This window comes from Streptomyces sp. KM273126 (genome assembly GCF_004337435.2).
In the GTDB taxonomy this organism is placed as follows: Bacteria; Actinomycetota; Actinomycetes; order Streptomycetales; family Streptomycetaceae; genus Streptomyces; species Streptomyces acidicola.
In genome coordinates this window covers 6051125-6070490 of the sequence record NZ_SJXB02000001.1, presented here as the reverse complement: position 1 = coordinate 6070490, position 19366 = coordinate 6051125, and the positions used below count along the sequence as shown (strand labels likewise).

Here is a 19366-nt window from a genome sequence, read left to right as displayed (position 1 = left end):
AATAAAGGGGTCCCTAGAAGGGGTACGCCGCCACGTCCCCGCGCACCGTCGTCCAGCGCAGTTCGGTGAAGGCCTCCAGATTGGCCTCGCCGCCGAAGCGGGCGCCGGTGCCGGAGGCGGCGATCCCGCCGAACGGCGCGACGGCCTCGTCGTTGACGGTCTGGTCGTTGATGTGGGCGATACCGGTCGGGATGCGCTCGGCCAGGTCGAGGCCGCGCGCGGTGTCGCGGGTGACGATGCCCAGCGACAGTCCGTAGGGGCCGTCGGCGGCGAGAGCGGCGGCGTCGTCGGCGTCCTTGAAGGGCCGTACGGGCGCGACGGGACCGAAGACCTCCTCGGCGTAGGCGGGGGTGGAGTCGTCGACGCCGGCGAGGACGGTCGGCCGGTAGAACAGCCGCTCGTGCGTGCCGCCCGCCGCGAGCCTGGCGCCGCCTGCCGTGCTGGACTCCACCAGGCCCCTGATCTTGGCCAGCTGGGAGTCGTCGATGACGGGACCGAGGTGCACCTGCTCGCGGTAGGGGTCTCCGACGGCGAGCGAGTCGGCCTTCGCCGCGAGCCGCTCGACGTACTCCTCGTACAGGGACGCGTGGACGAGATGGCGGCCCGTCGTCATGCAGATCTGGCCCTGGTGGAAGAACGATCCCCACGCGGCCGTGGAGATCACCGCGTCGATGTCGGCGTCCTCCAGCACGACGAGCGCCGAGTTCCCGCCCAGTTCCAGGTGCGCCCGCTTGAGATGACGTCCCGCGGCCTCACCGACCGCGCGTCCGGCGGCCGTCGACCCGGTGAAGGAGATGACGGGCACGAGCGGGTCGGCGACCAGCGCCTGGCCCGCCTGAGGACCGCCGGGCAGCACGTGCAGGAGCCCCTCGGGGAGTCCGGCCTCCGCGAGGACGGCGGCCAGGGAGAGCCCGCCGCAGACGGCGGTGCGCGGATCCGGCTTCAGGACGACGCCGTTGCCGAGGGCGAGGGCCGGGGCGACGGAGCGGATGGACAGGATCAGCGGGGCGTTGAACGGGGAGATCACACCGACGACACCGACCGGCACCCGCCGCGTGTACGACAGCCGGGGTGCCTCGGAGGGCAGTGTCTGACCGGTCGGGCGTGAGGCCAGCGCGGCCGCCTCGTAGCACTCCTGGGCCGCGACGTGCAGTTCGAACTCCGCCTTGCCCGGGACGGAGCCGGACTCCCGCACGATCCAGTCGCGCAGTTCCTCGGCGTGCGCGGTGAACAGGTCGCCCGCCCTGCGCAGCACCCCGGCGCGGACGAAGTGCGGGCTGCGGGCCCACTCGGCCTGTGCGGCCCTGGCCTGCCCGGTGGCCGTCGCCACGTCGTCGGCGGTGGCCGACGTGACGGTGGCGAGCGTCTCGCCGGTCGCGGGCTCGGTGACGGCGTACTCACCGCCCGACAGGGTGCGGGACTGCCAGGTCTTCGGGTCGAGCAGCGGCATGACGGCGCTCCGATCGTTCGCTGATCACCGGTGGGAAGAAGACGTACCCGTCTTGTGCCCCCTCTGGTTGAGCGCGCAACATCCTAGTCACGTCACGGGAGAAACGTGTCGCCTGCCACACCCGACCGACACACAACTCCGATAATCCTCCCAGGAGTTGCGCGAAACCTGCGCTCCGGCCCGCGGTACGGGTCAGGTGCCCCGGCGGGTCAGCTCGATTCCCGGTGCACCACCCGGAACCCGAGTACCTGGTTCGTCTCGGGTATCCCGCCGGGCTCGCGGACGGCCCGGTCCACCAGCTCCGCGAGATCGCGCCCGGCGGGCAGTTCCATGTGGACGGTGCTCAGGCGGGGCCGCAGCAGCCTGCCGAGCATCAGGTCGTCGGCCCCGATCACGGCCGTCTCCCCGGGGACGGCGATGCCCTGGTCCTGGAGGGCGCGCATCAGCAGCATCGCGTACTCGTCGTTGTACGCGAACACGGCGTCCAGGCCGAGGGAGCGCCAGCGCGCCGCGAGCTCGGCCGCGGCCTCCTCCTGGTACGCGAGCGGCAGTTCGGTCACCGTGGCGTCGGTGCCCTGGGCCGCCTGCCGCACGCCGGCGAGTCTGGGGCCGGAGAAGATGCTCAGGCCGCGCTCTGCGGGCACCACCACACCGATGCGGCGGCGGCCCTCGGCCACGAGGTGGGCTCCGGCGCTGCGCCCGAGCTCGGAGTGGTCCAGGAGCATTCCGTGCGCGCCCTCGACGGGCTCGGGTCCCATGGTGACGACGGCCCGGGCGCCGGACCGCTTGAGGACGGCGACGCCCTTCGGGCCGATTCCGGCGCCGGGCACGATCACCGCGACCGGGCGCAGTTCGGCCCAGGCGCGGGCGGCCTCGTCGCCGTGGAGGCCGATGCTGCCGTACTGGACGACGGTGTAGTCGAGGCGGCTGAGCGCCCACTGGATCTCATTGATGAACTGGCTGTACAGCGGGTTCGCCGGGACGTGGGGAGCGGGCATGAGGACCATGCGGCTGTGGCCGGCGCGCAGGCTGCGGGCGGCCGCGTGCGGCACGTATCCGAGTTCCCTGGCGGCCTCGTGGACACGGCGGCGCGTGGGCTCGCTGATCCGGACGGCAGTGGTGTTGTTGAGGACGTAGCTGACGGTCGCGCGTGAGACACCCGCAAGGCGCGCCACATCGGCACTCGTCGGCACGGATCGCTGTGCGGGCGACGGCGGAGCGGGCTGGTTCGGTATGTGGACCATGAGGTACGCATCTTTACAGAAGCTGTGACGGGCGTTCGGGCAGAGGGAGTCGCGGCGGCAACCGGGCAGCGGGCAGGTTCGTACGGACCCACCCCGCACCGGGTGTTCACGCGACCGCTGTGGGGGCCACCTTACGCAATTCCCGCAACGCCGCTGCCACAGCCGGGCGTTGGGCACCGCCGCCACGCGTGCAGGTGAGCAGTGTGCGGTGCGGGTTGCCGTTGCAGCCGACGCGGGTGATGGGCAGGTGAGGGGTCAGCTGGGCGAGCCGCGGGATGAGGGCGACGCCGAGCCGGTGGGCGACGAGGTGGGCCGAGACGTTCCAGTCCAGCGCGTGGTGCACGACGTTGGGGCTGAAGCCGGCACCGCCGCACGCCGACATCACGTGGGGGCGGCAGGGGCTCTCCGGCACCGGGGCGATCCAGTCCTCGTGCGCCGCCTGTGCGAGGTCGACGCGCTCGTGTCCCGCGAGGGGATGGTCCGCGGGGACGACCAGGTCGAACGGGTCGTCCAGAAGCGGCTGTTGGTCGAAGCGCGCGTCGGCGAGGGGCGGGTTCTGCGGGGTCGCCTCGACGACCGCCAGGTCGATCTCCCCCTCGAAGAGCAGGTCGAAGCTCTTCGGCACTTCCGTCTCCTGGATCCGTACGGACAGACGCGGGTGCAGGGCACGCAGGCGGGCCGCCGTCGGCGCCAGGAGCACGGAGACGGCGACGGGGAATCCGCTCGTGCGCAGGATGCCGGACGGGGCCTCGTGGTCCGCGCGCAGGTCCAGTTCGGCCTGCTCCCAACGGGCCTGGATGGCGTCCGCGTGCGCGAGCAGGCTCTGTGCCGCCGGGGTGAGCCGGACCCCGCGGCCCTGCGGTTCCAGCAGGTCGACGCCCAGGTCGCGGGCGAGCTGACGGATCTGTTGCGAGGCGGCGGACGGTGTGAAGTGCAGGGCGCGGGCGGCCGCGGTGACCGTGCCGTAGTGGGCGACCGCCCTCAGGACGTGCAGTCGGCGCAGATCAATCATGAAGTCCACGCTTCACAGTGGAATCCGGAAAGTCAACCTGGACGTACACGGCGGCTTCGGTTCACTCTGGCTGTGTCGCGACGGTCAACCCTTCCCGCCGTACTGAGGAGTCGCCATGACCAGCACGACAGCCGGTGCCTGCCCGCACTGCGGCTGGCCGGACCGCGCCGAGCCCTTCCAGGTCGTGTCCCGGCACGCCACGGCCACGGGTCACACCGTGTGGATCCGCTGCGGGTGCGGCTCGGTCCAGGTCCGGGTCGTCGACGAACGCGGTATGCGCGTCGTCTCCCGCAGCCGGCCCGCCGCTCCGGACGCGGTGCGCGGAGTGTGCGGCCCGGCGGGTCGCTGACCGCCCTGGCCGCCCCGGCCGCCTCGGCCGCCGAGGGACGCTCGGTGTGAAATCGTTCAAGCGCGCAACCGATTCGCGCCGTCTCTGCGAGGGTGGGCGGATGGAGACGATTTACAGAAGATTGCTCAGGGCGATACCCCGGCTGGGCGTGCGGGTGACCGATCTCGGCCCGGGCACCGCGGTGGTCTCCCGGCGCGGCACACCCGCCCGTATTCCGCTGCAGCCGGGCGCGGACCTGCTGGCCAGGGGCGCCGACCGGTACTCCGTGGCCCCCGCGGGCAAGGGCGTGTGGGTGGTCCTGGACAAGAAGGCCCGCAACACCCCGGAGTCGCCCGGCAAGTGGACCGACGTCCCGCTCGGCGACACCGGGGCGCACCTGCTGATGACCGAGAACGCGGGGGCGGACGAGCGCAGGTTCCAGCTGGCGGCCGGGGCGTACCTGTGCGCGCAGCACGTGGCCGGGATGCTGGCGGCCTACGGGGTGAACTGCGTGTTCGACGTGGGGGCCAACGCCGGCCAGTACGCCAAGCGGCTGCGCCGGTTCGGCTACACCGGCCGGATCGTCTCCTTCGAGCCCACCGCGGACGCCTTCGCCCGCCTGGAACGGGCCGCGCAGGACGACCCCGAGTGGCGGGTGCACCACTTCGCCCTGGGGCGCGAGGAGACCTCGCGGTCCATCCACACCGGCTGGAACTCGATGAACTCGCTGCTGCCGCCGAGCGACTACGGCCGTGGCCGCTACAAGCGGTTCGCGAAGACGCAGACCGAGGAGATCGGGATCCGGCGGCTGGACGCGGTGATCGAGCAGTCCCTGGAGGGCATCGCCGACCCCCGGCCCTACCTCAAGATGGACACGCAGGGCTACGACCTGGAGGTCTTCGCGGGCGCCGGGGAGCGGATCGCGGACTTCGTGGGCCTGCAGTCGGAGGTCGCCGCGCTGCGGTTGTACGAGGGCAGCCCGGAGATGGGCGAGGCGATCGCCGCGTACGAGGCCGGCGGGTTCGGGATCACCGGCATGTATCCGGTCACGCGGGAGGAGTCCACGGGGCGTGTGGTCGAGTTCGACTGCGTGATGATGCGCGCGGACGCGGCTCCGGCCAAGAGCTGACGAGGCCTCCGGCGCCGGTCCCCTGGAGGGCCACCCGCCGGTTGGCGGGCAGGTACCGCCGTGCGGCGGGCTGCGGGGCCGGGGCCGGGGTGCGGACCATGAGGGCCGTACGCGCCGCCGGCACGGACATCCCCGTGTGAGGAGAACGCCATGACCCTGCCCCCGCCCCCGTTCGACCCCGAGCTCGCCGCCGCCCTGGAGGTGGTCGCCGAGACACTGCCCTCGTCCTTCGGCCTCGACGGGATCGCCGAGAGGCGCCAGGGGCTGGCCTTCCTGGACACTTCCGACGAGCAGCTGAGCCGTGACGGGTTGTTCGAGGTCGAGGACCGGGCGGTGCCGGGACCGCAGGGGGCGCCCGGCATCTCGCTGCTGATCTGCCGGCCGTCCGGGTCCGTCGGCGGGCGGCCGGTGATCTACCACACCCACGGCGGCGGGATGATCGTCGGCAACAACAGGCTGGGCGTCGACATGGCCCTGGACTGGGCGCGGGAGCTGGACGCGGTCGTGGTGTCCGTGGAGTACCGGCTGGCGCCGGAGCACCCGCACCCGGCGCCCGTGGAGGACGTCTACGCCGGTCTGCTGTGGACTGCGGAGCACGCCGATGAGATCGGCGGCGATCCCGAGCGGATCGTCATCGCGGGTGCCAGCGCGGGTGGTGGTCTGACGGCGGCGCTGGCCCTGCTGACGCGCGACCGCGGGGGCCCGCGGCCGCTCGGGCAGATGCTGATGTGCCCGATGCTCGACGATCGCAACGACACCCCGTCCGCCCACCAGATGGCGGGCCTCGGCGTCTGGGACCAGAAGTCCAACGAGACCGGGTGGACCGCACTGCTCGGCGACCGGCGGGGCGGTGCGGACGTGTCCCCGTACGCGGCGCCGGCCCGGGCCGAGGACCTGTCCGGCCTTCCGCCCGCCTTCCTCGACGTCGGCTCCGCGGAGACCTTCCGGGACGAGACCACCGCCTACGCCTCGCGGATCTGGCAGGCCGGCGGGGTCGCCGAACTGCACGTGTGGCCCGGCGGCTTCCACGGCTACGACGGCTTCGCCCCGCAGGCCGCCCTCTCCCAGGCCACGGTGGCGGCGCGGCTGGCGTGGCTGCGGAGGCTCGTCGGCGAATGACCTCTGCCAAGAGGGCTCCGCCCCGGCCCCGCGCCGGGGGCCGGGGCCCTGACCCCCCGCTCCTCACACGCCGCAGAGGGCTGGGATGTGGCATGCCTCCGGAACCGGAGCACGTCCGGGCCGTGTGGCGTGCGGGCCGTACGGCGCACCATGGCGTAGGAAAATGGGCGCATGAAAGAGCTGGCCGGGCGTCTGACCGCGCTCGACCCGGACGCCGGTGCCGCCGTACGGGTCATCGCCTACTTCGACCGACTGGCCGAGTCGCGGGCCGGTCTGGAGGCGCTGGTGCGTGGGGCGGCCGTGCTGTCCGGCTGTCCGGCACGGCTCGTCGACGCCGGGCGGCGGGTGCGCGTACGGGTCGAGCCCGACGGCAGCCGCCGGGACACGGATCTGCCGCCGGATCCGCGGTGGCCGTCGGAGTCGCTGACGCCGGACGGCGCCGCGGCGTTGTGGCTGGAGCGCGCCGGGGCCGGGCCGAGCGTGGTCGACGCGGTGATCCTGGAGCGGGCCGCGGGCGCGATCCGGCTGGTCCTGGACCGTACCCGCGGCCGGGCGCCCGTCTCCCCGGCCGACGATCCGGCACTCGTCGAGACTCTTCTCGACCCCACCGCGCCCGAACGGGCCAGGCTGCTCGCCGCCCGGCACCTGGGCCTCGACACCGCCGACCCCGCCACGCGGGCACGCGCCCTCGCGTCCCTCGACGGCCCGCCGCGGATTCTGTCCGCGCACCTGGGTGAACGCCCGGCCGACACGGCGCTGCCCGCCGGCCGCCTCGGTGTCGGCCCTGCCGTTCCCGTGCTCGACCTGCCCTGCTCCTGGGCCGCCGCCCGTACCGCCCTGCGGTTCACCGCCGAGGGCACCGCGCGCGATCCGGGCCCCGGAGTCGTGCACGCCGACGACCTCGGCGGCATCAGCCTCCTCGCGGACCTAGTCGTTCCGGGCGCCGAACCGCCGCCCGACGTCCACGCTCTGGAGTGTGCCGTGGCGGACACTCCCTGGATGCTGGTCACCCTGCACGCCGTCGCCGCCACGGCGAGCCTGCGCGCGGCTGCCGCCGAGATCACCGTCCATCACTCCACACTCCAGGACCGGCTGACCCACGCCGAATCGCTCCTCGGCTGGCCGGTCCAGACACCTCAGGGCCGTCTGCGACTGCAATTGGCCCTGACTGTACGGAAGTTGGCGCAAGAGACGGGATAGCGGCCACGATCCGGCCGCAGCGTGAGGGCATGGGCGGGAGCGTCGGCCCGTACCGTCGCGGGGACTTCGGCCCGTACCGCGGCGGCGACTTCGGCCGCAGGCCACGAAGGCGAGGGGTGCCGCCGCCGCGACCGCGACACGGGCCACCGGTGAGGCGGAGGCCGCGGCCCAGCAGGCGAAGGGCCTGGCGGCCGCCGAGGCCGCGCGGGCCAAGGGTCTCGCCGAGGCCGAGGCCATCAAGGCGCGCGCCGCCGCCCTCGCGGAGAACCAGGAGGCCGTGGTCGCCCAGCAACTCGCCGAGAAGTGGCCGGAGATCGTGCAGGCGTGCGCGAGCGCCTTCGGCAACGTCGACAACATGGTGCTGCTCAACGGCGCCGACGGCATGGCGGACCTGTTCGCGAAGGCACTCACCATGGGCGGTACGGGACTGAGGCTCGCCAGAAGTGACGTACGGACGGTGGACGTACGGAGGGTAACGGAGGGTGGACGTACGGAGGGTAGGGGGACCTGGCGCGTACCGGACTCGGCCGGAGGCCTAACGTGGCCCACGTGACTGCGTTTACCTCTGAAGACGTCCCCGGCCGCCACGGCGCCTCCGCCACCACCGAGGCCGACCCCCGCGGGGTGGGCCGCGTACGCACCGAGTACTCGCCCGCGCACGACGGCGACCCGGACCCCGGGGAGATCGTGTGGACGTGGGTGCCGTACGAGGAGAACGACGGGCGGGGCAAGGACCGGCCCGTGCTGGTGGTCGCCCGCGAGCCCTCGGGCACCCTGCTCGCCGTACAGCTGTCCAGCAAGCGGCACGACGGCGATCGCGAGTGGGTGCCGATCGGGAGCGGGCCGTGGGACCGGTCGGGGCGGGACTCGTGGGTGGACGTGGACCGGGTGCTGCGGCTGCATGAGGCGGGGATGCGGAGGGAGGCGTGTGCCTTGGACCGGATGCGGTTCAACTCCGTGGTGCACAGGTTGCGGGAGCGGTACGGATGGGTTTAGGGCCGTTTGGAATGTGCGGGGCCGCTGGACGTGCCCGCGCGGCGGAGCCGCATGTGTCGCGGCCCCGCGCCGGTCAGTAGCGCGTGAACGCCCGCTCGAAGGCGCTCCGGATCACTGCTCCCTGCGTGCGGTCCAGCACCCCGAACACCACGTGCTCGAAGTGCCCCTGGAAACGGCCCCCGACCAACAGCGCACGAAACGCCTCCGCCACCTGCCCCGGATCGTTCCCGAACACCCCGCACCCCCACGCCCCCAGCACCAGCCGGCGGTAGCCGCACGCCGCGGCCGTCTCCAGAACCCGTTCGGCGCGGGCGGCGAGGGCCCGGGGCAGCTCGGGGGCCCGATCCGGCGCCGTACGTCGTACCACCGACGCGTTCGGCGCGGCGGCGGTCAGGAATCCGGCGGTGTACGGCTCGTCCAGGAGCCGTCCCCGGTCGTCGCGGAAGACGGGCACGGCCGGTGAGTGGATGACGCGGTCCGTGTAGAACGGGTCGCGGTGGGCGCGGTGGTGGTCGTAGAACGCGCGCGCCTCACGGACGCATGCGTACAGCGCGGAGGCCCGGCACAGGGCCTCCTCCTGGGCCTGCGCGCCGTTCAGGAAACCGCCGCCGGGGTTTCGCGCGGAGGCGAAGTTCAGGACGGCGACCGGCGGGGCGTCGTCCAGGACCAGCCGTCGCGCGGCCTCCAGGCTGCTCTCCCCGGTGACCTCGATCCGCGTGGGGGCGGGGGCGACCCGCGGCGTCTCCACCGGGTCCGGGCCGAACAGCCGCGTTCCGGCACGCGCCGCCGCGACGGCCCCGGCGATGGACACCTCACGCCCGTCGGCCGTGCGGTACACCCCCTTGGCGACGATCTCCTCCGTGTCCCGCGCCATCCCGCGCAGGCGCGCGCTCATGGCGCCTCCCCCGTGCGCGCCATGAGCGTGCCCCGAGTCGTCTCCCCCGCCGTGCTCATGCACGCATCCTGAGCGATGCTGGTCCTACGCCGCAACGGAGTTTCCTGGTCCGGAACAGGCCGTGAAGGCTGCGGAAACGCGTCGCCGAGTCCCCTGGAGAAGGGGTTTTCGAATTCGGTTCGAATACGGAAAGACACGATGTGCACCCTTGTGCGAACCGGCGTGAGGGTCTTGGGTGAGACGAACCCTGCCGTTCCGGGCCTGTCCGGTACCGGACCGACGGCAGGGTGAAACCTCAGGAGGATCCCGACATGTCCGATTCACCTGGTGACTGTGCGAGGCGACGCCCCACCGTCACCGAGGCCGAGGTCGAGGCGCTGGTCCGTGGCATCTGCTTCAAGACCGGCCCGCCCCGCACCCTCGGTGTCGAACTGGAATGGCTCGTCCACGAGCTGCGCGACCCGCGGCTCCCTGCATCACCCGAACGTCTCGAAGCGGCCTACGCCGCACTGCGGACCCTGCCCCTCTCCTCGGCGCTCACCGTCGAACCCGGCGGCCAGCTGGAGCTCAGCTCGGCGCCCGCCACCTCCCTGACGGAAGTCATCGGGTCCGTCTCCTCCGACCTGGCCGCCGTCCGCGCCGTACTGCGCGAGGCGGACCTCGCTCTGAGCGGCTTCGGCCACGATCCCTGGAACCCTCCCCTCCGCTACCTTCACGAGCCCCGCTACGACGCGATGGAGCAGTGCCTCGACCGCTACGGACCCGAGGGCCGGGCCATGATGTGCTCCACCGCGTCCGTCCAGGTGTGCCTGGACGCCGGGTACGAGGAGCCGGGCCCGCTGGGCTACGGGCGGCGCTGGTGGCTGGCGCACCAGCTGGGCGCGGTGCTGCTGGCGGCGTTCGCCCACTCCCCGGTCGCCGGTGGCCGCGCCACCGGCTGGCGTTCCACGCGGCAGTCCATGTGGGCGGGGATGGACCCCGGCCGGACCAGCGCTCCCCCGCTCAACGGCGATCCGCGGGCGGCCTGGGCGCGGCACGTGCTGGACGCGCCGGTGATGTGCGTCCGGGCCGACGAGGGCCCCTGGGGGGTCCCGGAGGGCATGAGTTTCCGGGACTGGACCCGGGCCCAGGATCCGCCCGGTCGTGGGGATCTCGACTATCACCTGACGACCCTCTTCCCACCCGTTCGGCCCCGCGGTCACCTCGAACTGCGCATGATCGACGCCCAGCCCGGCGAGGACGGGTGGATCGTGCCGCTCGCGGTGACGGCCGCCCTGTTCGAGGACCCGGGGGCGGCGGAGGTCGCCTACCGGACCGTCAAACCCCTCGCCGAGCGGGCGGGGGCGCTGCCGGCTCCGTGCAATCCGCTGTGGATCGCGGCCGCCCGGTCGGGTCTTGCCGACCCCGAGCTGCACGAGGCGGCGGTCGTCTGCTTCGAGGCGGCCGCCGGGGCGCTGCCCCGGCTGGGCGCGAGCACGGAGGTCTGCGCGGCCGTCGCCGCGTTCACCGACCGCTATGTGGCCCGGGGCCGCTGCCCCGCCGACGATCTGCTCAGCCAGCTCCACGGGAAGGACATCCGCACATGACCGTCCCCGAGACCACCGACACGATTGATCCGGAGTCACTTCGCGAGCGCGCACTTCAGGCGCTGACCACGGCCCGCGCCCGTACCGCGCTGCTCACCTCCTGCGTCGAGGACCCCGAGCTGACCGCCCAGCACTCGCCGCTGATGTCCCCGCTGGTGTGGGACCTGGCGCACATCGGCAACCAGGAGGAGTTGTGGCTGCTGCGGAACGTTGCGGGGCGTGAGGCGATGCGGCCCGAGATCGACGCGATCTACGACGCGTTCGAGCACCCGCGGGCCGAGCGGCCCTCGCTGCCGCTGCTGCCGCCCGCCGAGGCCCGTCGGTACGCGGCCGAGGTGCGGGGCCGGGCGCTGGACGTGCTGGAGAGCACCGCGTTCCATGGCACCCGGCTCACCGAGGCGGGTTTCGCGTTCGGGATGATCGCCCAGCACGAGCAGCAGCACGACGAGACGATGCTGATCACCCACCAGCTCCGCAAGGGCGGCGCGGCCCTGACGGCGCCGGATCCGGAGCCGGTGCCGCTGTTCACGGGACCCTCCGAGGTCCTCGTGCCCGGCGGCCCGTTCATGATGGGCACGTCGACCGAACCCTGGGCGCTGGACAACGAGCGGCCCGCGCACCGGCGGCTGGTCCCGCCCTTCCACATCGACACCACGCCGGTGACGAACGGCGCCTACCGGGCGTTCATCGAGGACGGCGGCTACGACGACGAGCGCTGGTGGGCCCCTCAGGGCTGGAACCACATCAAGGCGCACGGCATTTCGGCGCCCCTGTTCTGGCGTCGCGACGGCGGGCAGTGGCTGCGGCGGCACTTCGGCGTCACCGAGGTCATACCGCCGGACGAGCCCGTCCTGCACGTGTCCTGGTACGAGGCCGACGCGTACGCCCGCTGGGCGGGGCGTCGGCTGCCCACGGAGGCCGAGTGGGAGAAGGCGGCCCGCCACGACCCGGCCACCGGCCGCTCGACACGCTACCCGTGGGGCGACGCCGACCCCACGCCGGTCCACGCCAACCTCGGCCAGCGCCATCTGCGCCCGGCACCGGCGGGCAGCTGTCCGGCGGGCGCGTCACCGCTCGGGGTACGGCAGCTGATCGGGGACGTGTGGGAGTGGACGTCGAGCGACTTCCTGCCCTATCCCGGGTTCACGGCGTTCCCGTACAAGGAGTACTCGGAGGTGTTCTTCGGTCCCGAGTACAAGGTGCTGCGCGGTGGTTCGTTCGCCGTGGACGCGGTGGCGTGCCGGGGGACGTTCCGCAACTGGGACTATCCGGTCCGGCGGCAGATCTTCTCCGGTTTCCGCACGGCGCGGGATGCCTCCCCGGAGCTCGGCTGATGTGCCGCCATCTGGCGTTCCTGGGTCCCGAGGAGCCGCTCGGCGGGCTCCTCGTGGACCCGCCGCACAGCCTGTACCGGCAGTCGTGGGCGCCGCGGCGGCAGCGGTACGGGACGGTCAACGCCGACGGTTTCGGCGTCGGCTGGTACGCGGAAGGCGACCCGGTACCTGCGCGCTACCGGCGGGCCGGGCCGATCTGGGGCGACCAGAGCTTCGCGGACCTGGCCCGGGTCGTGCGGACCACCGGGCTGCTGGCCGCCGTGCGGGACGCGACCGTGGCGGGGGCGGACGGGGAGGCCGCGGCGGCGCCATTCGCCGCGGGGACCTGGCTGTTCAGCCACAACGGTGCCGTCGCCGGCTGGCCGCACTCCCTCGCGTCCCTCACACCGTCCCTGCCCCCGGTGGAGCTGCTGTCGCTGGAGGCCCGCTCCGACTCCGCGTTCGTCTGGGCGCTGGTGCTGAACCGGCTGCGTGGCGGCGACGGTGAGGGGCAGGCGCTTGCCGACACCGTCCTGGAGGTTGCCCGGGCGGCCCCCGGTTCCCGCCTCAATCTGCTGCTCACCAACGGCGAGATGATCGCCGCCACGGCCTGGGGCGATACCGTCTGGTACCTGTCCGAGCCCGGCCGCCGCACGGTCGTCGCGTCCGAGCCGTACGACGACGACCCGCACTGGCAGGAGGTACCCGACCGCACGCTGCTCGTGGCGAGCCGTACGGACATCCTGCTCACCCCGCTGAAGGAACCCGACGACAAGGCGACGGACACCGCTGACACCACTAACACGCCTGTTCACCACACGGCATCCGACGACAAGGCATCCGCACCACCCAAGGAGCCCATCGCGTGAGCCCGTTCCAGCTGACCCGCACCCTGCCCGAGGACGCCACGGACGCGGCCCTGCGCTCCGACGTCCTGCGCGGCCTCACCGGCAACCCCAAGGCACTACCCCCGAAGTGGTTCTACGACGCGCACGGCAGCGACCTCTTCGAGCAGATCACCGAACTGCCCGAGTACTACCCCACGCGGGCCGAGCGCGAGATCCTGCTGGCCCGCGCCCCGGAGATCGCCGCCGCGACCGGCGCCCGCACCCTCGTCGAGCTGGGCTCCGGCTCCTCGGACAAGACCCGGCATCTCCTCGACGCCATGCCCGGCCTGCACACGTACGTGCCCGTCGACGTCAGCGAGAGCGCGCTGCGACAGGCGGGCGAGGCGCTGATCGCCGAGCGGCCCGGCCTCCATGTGCACGCGCTGATCGCCGACTTCACCGCCGCGCTCACGCTGCCGGACACGCCCGAACCGCGGCTCGTGGCGTTCCTGGGCGGCACCGTCGGCAATCTGCTGCCCGCCGAACGCGCCGCCTTCCTGGCCTCCGTACGTGCCCTGATGTCGCCCGGTGACGCGCTGCTGCTCGGCACGGACCTGGTCAAGGACGCGTCGGTGCTCGTGGCCGCGTACGACGACGCGGCCGGGGTGACCGCCGAGTTCAACAAGAACGTGCTGACGGTCGTGAACCGCGAGCTCGACGCGGACTTCGACCTCGACGCCTTCGACCACGTCGCCCTGTGGGACACGGAGAACGAGTGGATCGAGATGCGGCTGCGGTCGCGGCGGGCACAGACCGTGAAGATCCCGGCGGTCGACCTCGCCGTGCACTTCGCGGCCGGGGAGGATCTGCGCACCGAGGTCTCGGCGAAGTTCCGCGAGGACGGAGTGCGGGGTGAACTGGCCGCCGCCGGGCTTAAGTCGACCCACTGGTGGACGGACCAGGAGGCCAGGTTCGCACTGTCGTTGAGCATGGCGCGGTGACAACGGGGCGTCGGGTTCGGGTCCGAGCGGGGCCCGGACCCGGCGCCGCTGGGCCGGTTGCCGCCGACGCCTCGCGGGCCGCCGCGCTCTGCGGCACCGTGGAGTGACGCGTGGCACACCGGCCACAGCGGAGAGGAGCACCGTATGTCCGACCACACCTACCGCGTCACCGAGATCGTCGGCAGCTCCGCGGAGGGCGTCGACCAGGCCGTCCGCAACGCCATCTCGCGCGCCTCACAGACCCTGCGCCTGCTGGACTGGTTCGAGGTCACACAGATCAGGGGCCACATCGAGAACGGCGAGATCGAGCACTTCCAGGTCGGCCTGAAGGTCGGCTTCCGGCTGGAGGACACGCGCGCCGGGGGCGGCGTGAGCGGGCGCCACCCCGGGGCACGGGCAAGGGGTCAGGCCAGGTTCGCCGAGGCGGCCTTCTCCTGCTCGATGAGCTCTTCGCCGTGGCGCAGGAAGTCGTCGACCATGCGGTGGAAGAGGGAGGCGAGCTGGCGCAGCTCCTCGGGCGACCAGTTGTCCAGGGCCAGTTGCATACCGCGGGCACCGGCGCCGCGGATGCGGTCGACGGCCTCCTGGCCGGTCTTGGTGAGCTTGATGCGCTGGGCGCGGCGGTCGTCGGGGTCGGGGATGCGGTCCACATAGCCGGACTTCTGCAGTTGCTGCACCTGGCGGGTGACGTGCGAGGCCTCCACGCCCAGCCGGTTGGCGAGCTCCCCCGGGCGCAGCGGCTCGGAGTCGGCCATCTGCCGCAGCAACGCCACGGCGGCCCGGTCGAGCGGTACTCCGGCCAGGGCCATCAGGCGTTCATGCTGCCGGGTACGGGTGCTCAGATAGGTGATGCGAGTGAGAGCGCGCTCGATCTCGATCACTTCCGGCGAGGCGGGGACGCTGGGGAGCGGTGGTGTGGCCATACGGCAACTTTACCATCTTGTTGCCTTACTCAAGTAAATTCTCGGGCCGCTGTTCACGCGCGCGTGGGCAGCCTGAGGGTGAAGGTCGTCGCGCCGGGCCCGCTGCTCAGCTCGATCGTGCCGCCGTGCGCCGCGACGAGGGAGCGGGCGACCGAAAGGCCGAGGCCGCTGCCGCCGCGGTCGCGGCTGCGGGCCTTGTCGACCCGGTAGAAGCGGTCGAAGACCCGGTCCCGGTCGGCGGCCGGGATGCCCGGCCCGGAGTCGGTGACCCTGACCACGGCCGCCGGTCCGGCGGGACCGGACTCCTCCACGGCCACTTCCACGGCCACCTTCGTTCCGGCCGGGGTGTGCACGGCCGCGTTGGTGAGCAGGTTGTCCAGCACCTGCCGGATCCGCAGGGGGTCGATACGGAGCCGTAGGGGACCGGGGCCCGTCGTCACGGTCAGCGGGTGGTCCGGGCGGCCCGCGCGGAACGCGTCCGCGGCCTGGCGGACCAGTTCGACCAGGTCGGCGTCCTGCGGCCGCAGGGGCGTCTCGACCTCGGCGGCGTCAAGCCGGGCGAGCAGCAGCAGGTCGTCCAGCAGGACACCCATCCGGGCGGCCTCGGCGCGCAGCCGGGCCAGGTGCCTGTCCCGCTCCTCGGGGGCGTTGGCCGCCGCGTACTGGAACAGGTCGGCGTAGCCGCGCACCGACATCAGGGGTGTGCGCAGTTCGTGCGAGGCGTCCGCGACGAAGCGGCGCAGGCGCTGCTCGGCCTCGGTGCGCACGGCGAGCGCGTCGTCGATGTGCTCCAGCATCGTGTTGAACGCGGTGCGCAGTTCCTCGACCTCGGGGCCGCCCTTCCCGCCGTCGGCGCGCACCGGCAGACGCGCCGAGTCCGTCGTCAGGTCGTGCGAGGTGATGCCGCGGGCCGTGCGCGCCATGTCGCCGATCGGCTTCAGACCGCGCCGCAGCAGCGACCGCCCCAACACCACGAGCGCCAGCAGCGCCAGCGCGAAGGTGATCACCTGCACCGTGATCAGCCGTCCGACGGTGTCCTCGATGTCCTTCATGGGCGCGGCGCTGACGAGGACCACCCCGGGTTCCACCTCGCAGGCCCGCAGCCGGTACAGGCCGTCGCCCTTGAGGGACTCGGTGCGGATGACCTCCGTGTCGGCGGCGATCTGGGCCCGGGCCACCGTGGTGAGGTCGTCGAGGTCCCCGGGTATGTCGGCGGGGTCCTCGGGCCTGCGCAGCGTGGGTGTGCCTCCTGACACGTCGTACACCGCGTAGTACCAGCGGTAGTACTTCTTTCCCTGGAGCGTGCCGCTGTCCGCGATGCTCTTGGACTGGGCGATCTGAGCGAGCTTCAGCTGCTCGTTGAGCTGGGCCGACAGATAGTCCCGCATGTACGTCGTGAGGGCCGTGCCGACGACGGCGAACACGGCCAGCGAGAGCACCCCCAGGCCCAGTGCCAGGCGGGTGCCGAGGGGCATCCTGCGGTAGGTCCGCTTCAGCCGGTCGATCACTCGGTGACCCGCCGCACCACGTAGCCCACACCGCGGACGGTGTGGATGAGCGGCGCCCCGTCGTCAGCAGTGTCGTCGGTGTAGTCGAGCTTGCGGCGCAGCCGGCTGACCACCAGCTCCACCACGTTGGAGCGCCCTCCGAAGCCGTACTCCCAGACATGGTCGAGGATCTGCGCCTTGGTGAGCACGGTGGGCGACCTGCGCATCAGATAGCGGAGCACCTCGTACTCGGTGGGGGTGAGGGTGAGCAGCCTGTCGCCGCGCCGGACCTCGCGGGTGTCCTCGTCCATCGTCAGGTCGGCGACCTGGAGCAGGGACCGCTGGAAGCCGGGGCCGGCGCTGCGGCGCAGCACGGTGCGCAGCCGGGCCATGAGTTCCTCCACCGCGAACGGCTTCACCAGGTAGTCGTCGCCGCCGCGGGTGAGGCCCGCGACCCGGTCGGCGACACCGTCCCGCGCGGTCAGGAACACCACGGGCACCATGGTCCCGGAGGCCCGCAGCCGGTCGAGCACGCCGAAGCCGTCCAGGTCGGGGAGCATCAGGTCGAGCACCACGATGTCCGGATCGAACTCGGCGGCGTGACGCAGCGCCTCCTCGCCGGAGTTCGCCGTGACCGCGTCCCAGCCCTCGTAGCGGGCGACGGTCGCCACCAGGTCGGCGATGGGCGGGTCGTCGTCCACCACGAGGAGTCGCACTCTTTCCACGTGCTCATACTGCTTCACGTCCTCCATGAGGCCATGGCTGCCCCCCGGTTGGACCGGCCGGGAGCACATCGCTAAGAACTTGAAAGTTGACCGACAGCGAAACGACAGCTCCCACCAGGCAGGCTCGGTGTTCCAGGAGCCGAGCGAGGAGTTTGTGTCCGTGACGACTGTCCACAGCGTCCAGCCGCCGCCGACGGCGATACGCCCCAGGGTGGTGGCCCGGACGGGCCTGTACGCCGTGCTGGCCGCCAACGCGGCCGTGGTGGCCTACTTCTTCGCCCGGGCCGGGTTCGCCTCGAACGCCCTCATCGTGCTGGGCCGGCTGACCGGCCTGTACGGCGCGCTCCTGATGGCCTTCCAGCTGCTGCTGGTGGCCCGGCTGCCGTGGCTCGACCGCCGCATCGGCATGGACCGGCTGACGTCATGGCACCGCCGGGTCGGCTTCGGCATCCTGTGGACGCTGCTCGCGCACGCCGTGTTCCTCACCCTCGGCTACGCCGAGTCGTCCGCCCTGGACCCGGTGAACCAGCTGGTCGACCTCGCCGAGACCGTCGAGGGCGTGCTGCGCGCGGTGGTAGCGCTGGGCATCATCTTCGTCGTGGGCGCCGTCTCGGGCCGCCTCGCCCGGCGCCGACTGGCCTACGAGACATGGCACTTCATCCACCTCTACACGTACGTCGCCGTGGTGCTGGCCTTCACGCACCAAGTCGCGGCCGGTACGACCTTCACGTCGTCGTCCGCGGCCAGGACGTACTGGTACGCCGTGTGGGGCGTGGCCCTCGCCTCGGTGTTCGTGGGCCGACTGGCGCTCCCGCTGTGGCGGAACTGGCGCCACCAGCTGCGTGTCACGGCCGTGGTGCCCGAGTCGGACAACGTCGTCTCGGTCTACATGACCGGCCGTGATCTCGACCGGCTGCCCGCGCGGGCCGGCCAGTTCTTCCTGTGGCGTTTCCTGACCCGCGACCGCTGGTGGCAGGCCAACCCGTTCTCTCTGTCGGCCGCGCCCGACGGCCGCACGCTGCGGCTCACCGCCAAGGCGGCCGGCGACGGCAGCGCCGCCCTGCGGCACGTGAAGGTCGGCACGCGCGTCTTCGCCGAGGGCCCCTACGGCGCCTTCACCGCGATGCACCGCATCCGGCCGGAGGCCCTGCTCATCGCCGGCGGCGTGGGCGTCACCCCCATCCGCGCGCTGCTGGAGGAGCTGCACGGACATGCCGTGGTCATCTACCGGGTGGCCTCGGACCGGGACGCCGTCCTCTACGACGAGCTGCGGGAACTCGCCCACGCCAAGGGCGCCGAGCTGCACCTGGTCACCGGGCCGGCCAGCCCCGACAAGCTGGCTCCGGGCGAACTCCTGAAGCTCGTGCCGGACGTCACGGAGCGGGACGTCTTCCTGTGCGGACCGCCCCCGATGATGAACGCCGTCCTCGGCAGCCTGCGCGAGCTGGACGTGCCCAAACCGCAGATCCACTTCGAGCGCTTCAGCCTGGCGGGATGAGGGAGACGAGGAGAACACCCTGAAGCGAGCACTGCCTGTCCTGGCCCTGACCATCGCGGGCCTCGTCCCCGTGTGGCGTTACGCGCCCGCGGACAGCACGACGACCACGGAGTCCGCCGCCCCCGCCGCGACACCCTCCGCGTCCACCGACACCTCGGACTCCTCGGCCCAGGTGGTCGCGGGTTCCACCGTGGACACCGAGAAGGGCGCCGTACAGGTCGAGGTGACCTTCGCGGGTGACGAGATCAGTTCGGTGCGCATGCTGAAGCAGCCGAACCACCCGCAGACCACGGGCGCGGTGCCGAAGCTGATCGAGGAGACCCTGGAAGCGCAGAGCGCCGACATCGACACGGTCTCGGGCGCCACCGTCACCAGCGACGGCTACAAGGAGTCGCTCCAGGCCGCGATCGACGCGAAAGGCGCCTGACGTGCGGCACGTCGAACACGTCATGGGATTCCCGGTGTCGCTGCGGGTCGACGACGCGGACGTCCCCGAGGCGGCGGTGGACGCGGTGTTTGCCCGGCTCACGAATTCTTGACGCTGCCAATCATCGGACAACAGAATGATTGACAATGGCAAGAAGGCCGGGTGTGCGGATCGGGCGACGCCGTGCGGCCGCGAAGTCAGCCCGC

At 72.4% G+C, this 19366-nt stretch carries 18 protein-coding genes and 3 pseudogenes; 14 read left to right on the top strand and 7 right to left on the bottom strand.

Annotation, left to right across the window (positions count from 1 at the left end):
- Positions 1-13: 13 nt before the first annotated feature.
- The 3 genes from E0500_RS25935 to E0500_RS25925 all read right to left on the bottom strand — a co-directional run bounded on the left by E0500_RS25935 (position 14) and on the right by E0500_RS25925 (position 3706).
- Entirely contained in the window at positions 14-1450 is a 1437-nt protein-coding gene (locus tag E0500_RS25935; protein WP_131560389.1) for an aldehyde dehydrogenase family protein, read from the bottom strand.
- Between the two features lie 209 nt (positions 1451-1659).
- A complete protein-coding gene (locus tag E0500_RS25930; protein WP_131560388.1) occupies positions 1660-2694 on the bottom strand; it encodes a LacI family DNA-binding transcriptional regulator in 1035 nt (344 codons plus the stop codon).
- Positions 2695-2800: 106 nt separating this feature from the next.
- On the bottom strand, positions 2801-3706 hold the full coding sequence (locus E0500_RS25925) for a LysR family transcriptional regulator (protein ID WP_131560415.1): 906 nt from the start codon (positions 3704-3706) through the stop codon (positions 2801-2803).
- 115 nt (positions 3707-3821) lie between these two features.
- Here E0500_RS25925 and E0500_RS25920 point away from each other — a divergent pair, with 115 nt between their 5' ends.
- The 6 genes and pseudogenes from E0500_RS25920 (at position 3822) to E0500_RS25895 (ending at position 8478) form a co-directional block, all read left to right on the top strand.
- Positions 3822-4055: a hypothetical protein gene (locus tag E0500_RS25920; RefSeq protein ID WP_131560387.1), complete on the top strand. Its 234-nt coding sequence runs from the start codon at positions 3822-3824 to the stop codon at positions 4053-4055.
- Between the two features lie 100 nt (positions 4056-4155).
- Complete coding sequence (locus E0500_RS25915) at positions 4156-5163, top strand: FkbM family methyltransferase (protein WP_131560385.1); 1008 nt, start codon at positions 4156-4158, stop codon at positions 5161-5163.
- Between the two features lie 150 nt (positions 5164-5313).
- Positions 5314-6282, top strand: coding sequence for an alpha/beta hydrolase (locus tag E0500_RS25910; protein WP_131560383.1), 969 nt, complete (start codon positions 5314-5316; stop codon positions 6280-6282).
- Positions 6283-6453: 171 nt separating this feature from the next.
- Positions 6454-7482: a helix-turn-helix domain-containing protein gene (locus tag E0500_RS25905; RefSeq protein WP_131560381.1), complete on the top strand. Its 1029-nt coding sequence runs from the start codon at positions 6454-6456 to the stop codon at positions 7480-7482.
- 72 nt (positions 7483-7554) lie between these two features.
- Positions 7555-8035, top strand: a pseudogene (locus E0500_RS25900) (flotillin domain-containing protein); the annotation flags it as partial.
- Positions 8032-8478, top strand: coding sequence for a type II toxin-antitoxin system PemK/MazF family toxin (locus E0500_RS25895; RefSeq protein WP_131560379.1), 447 nt, complete (start codon positions 8032-8034; stop codon positions 8476-8478). The pseudogene E0500_RS25900 and the gene E0500_RS25895, both read left to right, overlap by 4 nt.
- Positions 8479-8551: 73 nt before the next feature.
- On the opposite strand, the gene E0500_RS25890 is transcribed toward E0500_RS25895, so the two are convergent.
- The gene (locus tag E0500_RS25890; protein WP_131560377.1) at positions 8552-9373 is read right to left on the bottom strand and encodes a TIGR02452 family protein; all 822 of its coding nucleotides are present in this window, start codon (positions 9371-9373) and stop codon (positions 8552-8554) included.
- Between the two features lie 311 nt (positions 9374-9684).
- Here E0500_RS25890 and egtA point away from each other — a divergent pair, with 311 nt between their 5' ends.
- The 5 genes and pseudogenes from egtA to E0500_RS25865 all read left to right on the top strand — a co-directional run.
- Positions 9685-10959, top strand: coding sequence for an ergothioneine biosynthesis glutamate--cysteine ligase EgtA (egtA, locus tag E0500_RS25885; RefSeq protein ID WP_131560375.1), 1275 nt, complete (start codon positions 9685-9687; stop codon positions 10957-10959).
- The gene (egtB, locus tag E0500_RS25880) at positions 10956-12293 is read left to right on the top strand and encodes an ergothioneine biosynthesis protein EgtB (protein WP_131560373.1); all 1338 of its coding nucleotides are present in this window, start codon (positions 10956-10958) and stop codon (positions 12291-12293) included. Before egtA ends, egtB begins: the two co-directional genes overlap by 4 nt.
- A complete protein-coding gene (egtC, locus tag E0500_RS25875) occupies positions 12293-13141 on the top strand; it encodes an ergothioneine biosynthesis protein EgtC (RefSeq protein ID WP_131560371.1) in 849 nt (282 codons plus the stop codon). The genes egtB and egtC overlap by 1 nt, the downstream gene beginning before the upstream one ends.
- On the top strand, positions 13138-14100 hold the full coding sequence (gene egtD / locus E0500_RS25870) for an L-histidine N(alpha)-methyltransferase (protein WP_131560369.1): 963 nt from the start codon (positions 13138-13140) through the stop codon (positions 14098-14100). The genes egtC and egtD overlap by 4 nt, the downstream gene beginning before the upstream one ends.
- Positions 14101-14244: 144 nt before the next feature.
- Positions 14245-14454 (top strand): annotated as a pseudogene (locus E0500_RS25865) (dodecin); the annotation flags it as partial.
- 50 nt (positions 14455-14504) lie between these two features.
- Here E0500_RS25865 and E0500_RS25860 read toward each other — a convergent pair.
- Genes E0500_RS25860 through E0500_RS25850 form a run of 3 tightly spaced genes read right to left on the bottom strand, consistent with a single transcriptional unit; the run spans position 14505 to position 17262 of the window.
- Positions 14505-15023 (bottom strand): MarR family winged helix-turn-helix transcriptional regulator, encoded by a 519-nt coding sequence (locus E0500_RS25860; protein WP_131560367.1) that lies wholly within the window; start codon positions 15021-15023, stop codon positions 14505-14507.
- Positions 15024-15076: 53 nt separating this feature from the next.
- Positions 15077-16531 (bottom strand): cell wall metabolism sensor histidine kinase WalK, encoded by a 1455-nt coding sequence (locus E0500_RS25855; RefSeq protein WP_131560365.1) that lies wholly within the window; start codon positions 16529-16531, stop codon positions 15077-15079.
- Positions 16528-17262 carry a response regulator transcription factor gene (locus E0500_RS25850; protein WP_165934890.1) on the bottom strand — a complete coding sequence of 245 codons (735 nt, stop codon included), beginning with the start codon at positions 17260-17262 and terminating at the stop codon, positions 16528-16530. The genes E0500_RS25855 and E0500_RS25850 overlap by 4 nt, the downstream gene beginning before the upstream one ends.
- Before the next feature lie 133 nt (positions 17263-17395).
- On the opposite strand from E0500_RS25850, the gene E0500_RS25845 reads away from it, so the two are divergent.
- The 3 genes and pseudogenes from E0500_RS25845 to E0500_RS25835 form a co-directional block, all read left to right on the top strand.
- Positions 17396-18733 (top strand): ferric reductase-like transmembrane domain-containing protein, encoded by a 1338-nt coding sequence (locus E0500_RS25845; protein WP_181587134.1) that lies wholly within the window; start codon positions 17396-17398, stop codon positions 18731-18733.
- A gap of 19 nt (positions 18734-18752) precedes the next feature.
- Positions 18753-19160 (top strand): FMN-binding protein, encoded by a 408-nt coding sequence (locus tag E0500_RS25840; RefSeq protein ID WP_131560363.1) that lies wholly within the window; start codon positions 18753-18755, stop codon positions 19158-19160.
- A 1-nt stretch (position 19161) separates the two neighbouring features.
- Positions 19162-19260: pseudogene (locus tag E0500_RS25835) on the top strand (FAD:protein FMN transferase); the annotation flags it as partial.
- Between the last annotated feature and the right edge of the window lie 106 nt (positions 19261-19366).

What these genes read in the sequence shown, in the direction of transcription:
- E0500_RS25935 (WP_131560389.1), bottom strand. Translation starts at nt 1,450, where the DNA reads ATGCCGCTGCTCGACCCGAAGACCTGGCAGTCCCGCACCCTGTCGGGC.
- E0500_RS25930 (WP_131560388.1), bottom strand. Translation starts at nt 2,694, where the DNA reads ATGGTCCACATACCGAACCAGCCCGCTCCGCCGTCGCCCGCACAGCGA.
- E0500_RS25925 (WP_131560415.1), bottom strand. Translation starts at nt 3,706, where the DNA reads ATGATTGATCTGCGCCGACTGCACGTCCTGAGGGCGGTCGCCCACTAC.
- E0500_RS25920 (WP_131560387.1), top strand. Translation starts at nt 3,822, where the DNA reads ATGACCAGCACGACAGCCGGTGCCTGCCCGCACTGCGGCTGGCCGGAC.
- E0500_RS25915 (WP_131560385.1), top strand. Translation starts at nt 4,156, where the DNA reads ATGGAGACGATTTACAGAAGATTGCTCAGGGCGATACCCCGGCTGGGC.
- E0500_RS25910 (WP_131560383.1), top strand. Translation starts at nt 5,314, where the DNA reads ATGACCCTGCCCCCGCCCCCGTTCGACCCCGAGCTCGCCGCCGCCCTG.
- E0500_RS25905 (WP_131560381.1), top strand. Translation starts at nt 6,454, where the DNA reads ATGAAAGAGCTGGCCGGGCGTCTGACCGCGCTCGACCCGGACGCCGGT.
- E0500_RS25890 (WP_131560377.1), bottom strand. Translation starts at nt 9,373, where the DNA reads ATGAGCGCGCGCCTGCGCGGGATGGCGCGGGACACGGAGGAGATCGTC.
- egtA (WP_131560375.1), top strand. Translation starts at nt 9,685, where the DNA reads ATGTCCGATTCACCTGGTGACTGTGCGAGGCGACGCCCCACCGTCACC.
- egtB (WP_131560373.1), top strand. Translation starts at nt 10,956, where the DNA reads ATGACCGTCCCCGAGACCACCGACACGATTGATCCGGAGTCACTTCGC.
- egtC (WP_131560371.1), top strand. Translation starts at nt 12,293, where the DNA reads ATGTGCCGCCATCTGGCGTTCCTGGGTCCCGAGGAGCCGCTCGGCGGG.
- E0500_RS25860 (WP_131560367.1), bottom strand. Translation starts at nt 15,023, where the DNA reads ATGGCCACACCACCGCTCCCCAGCGTCCCCGCCTCGCCGGAAGTGATC.
- E0500_RS25850 (WP_165934890.1), bottom strand. Translation starts at nt 17,262, where the DNA reads ATGGAGGACGTGAAGCAGTATGAGCACGTGGAAAGAGTGCGACTCCTC.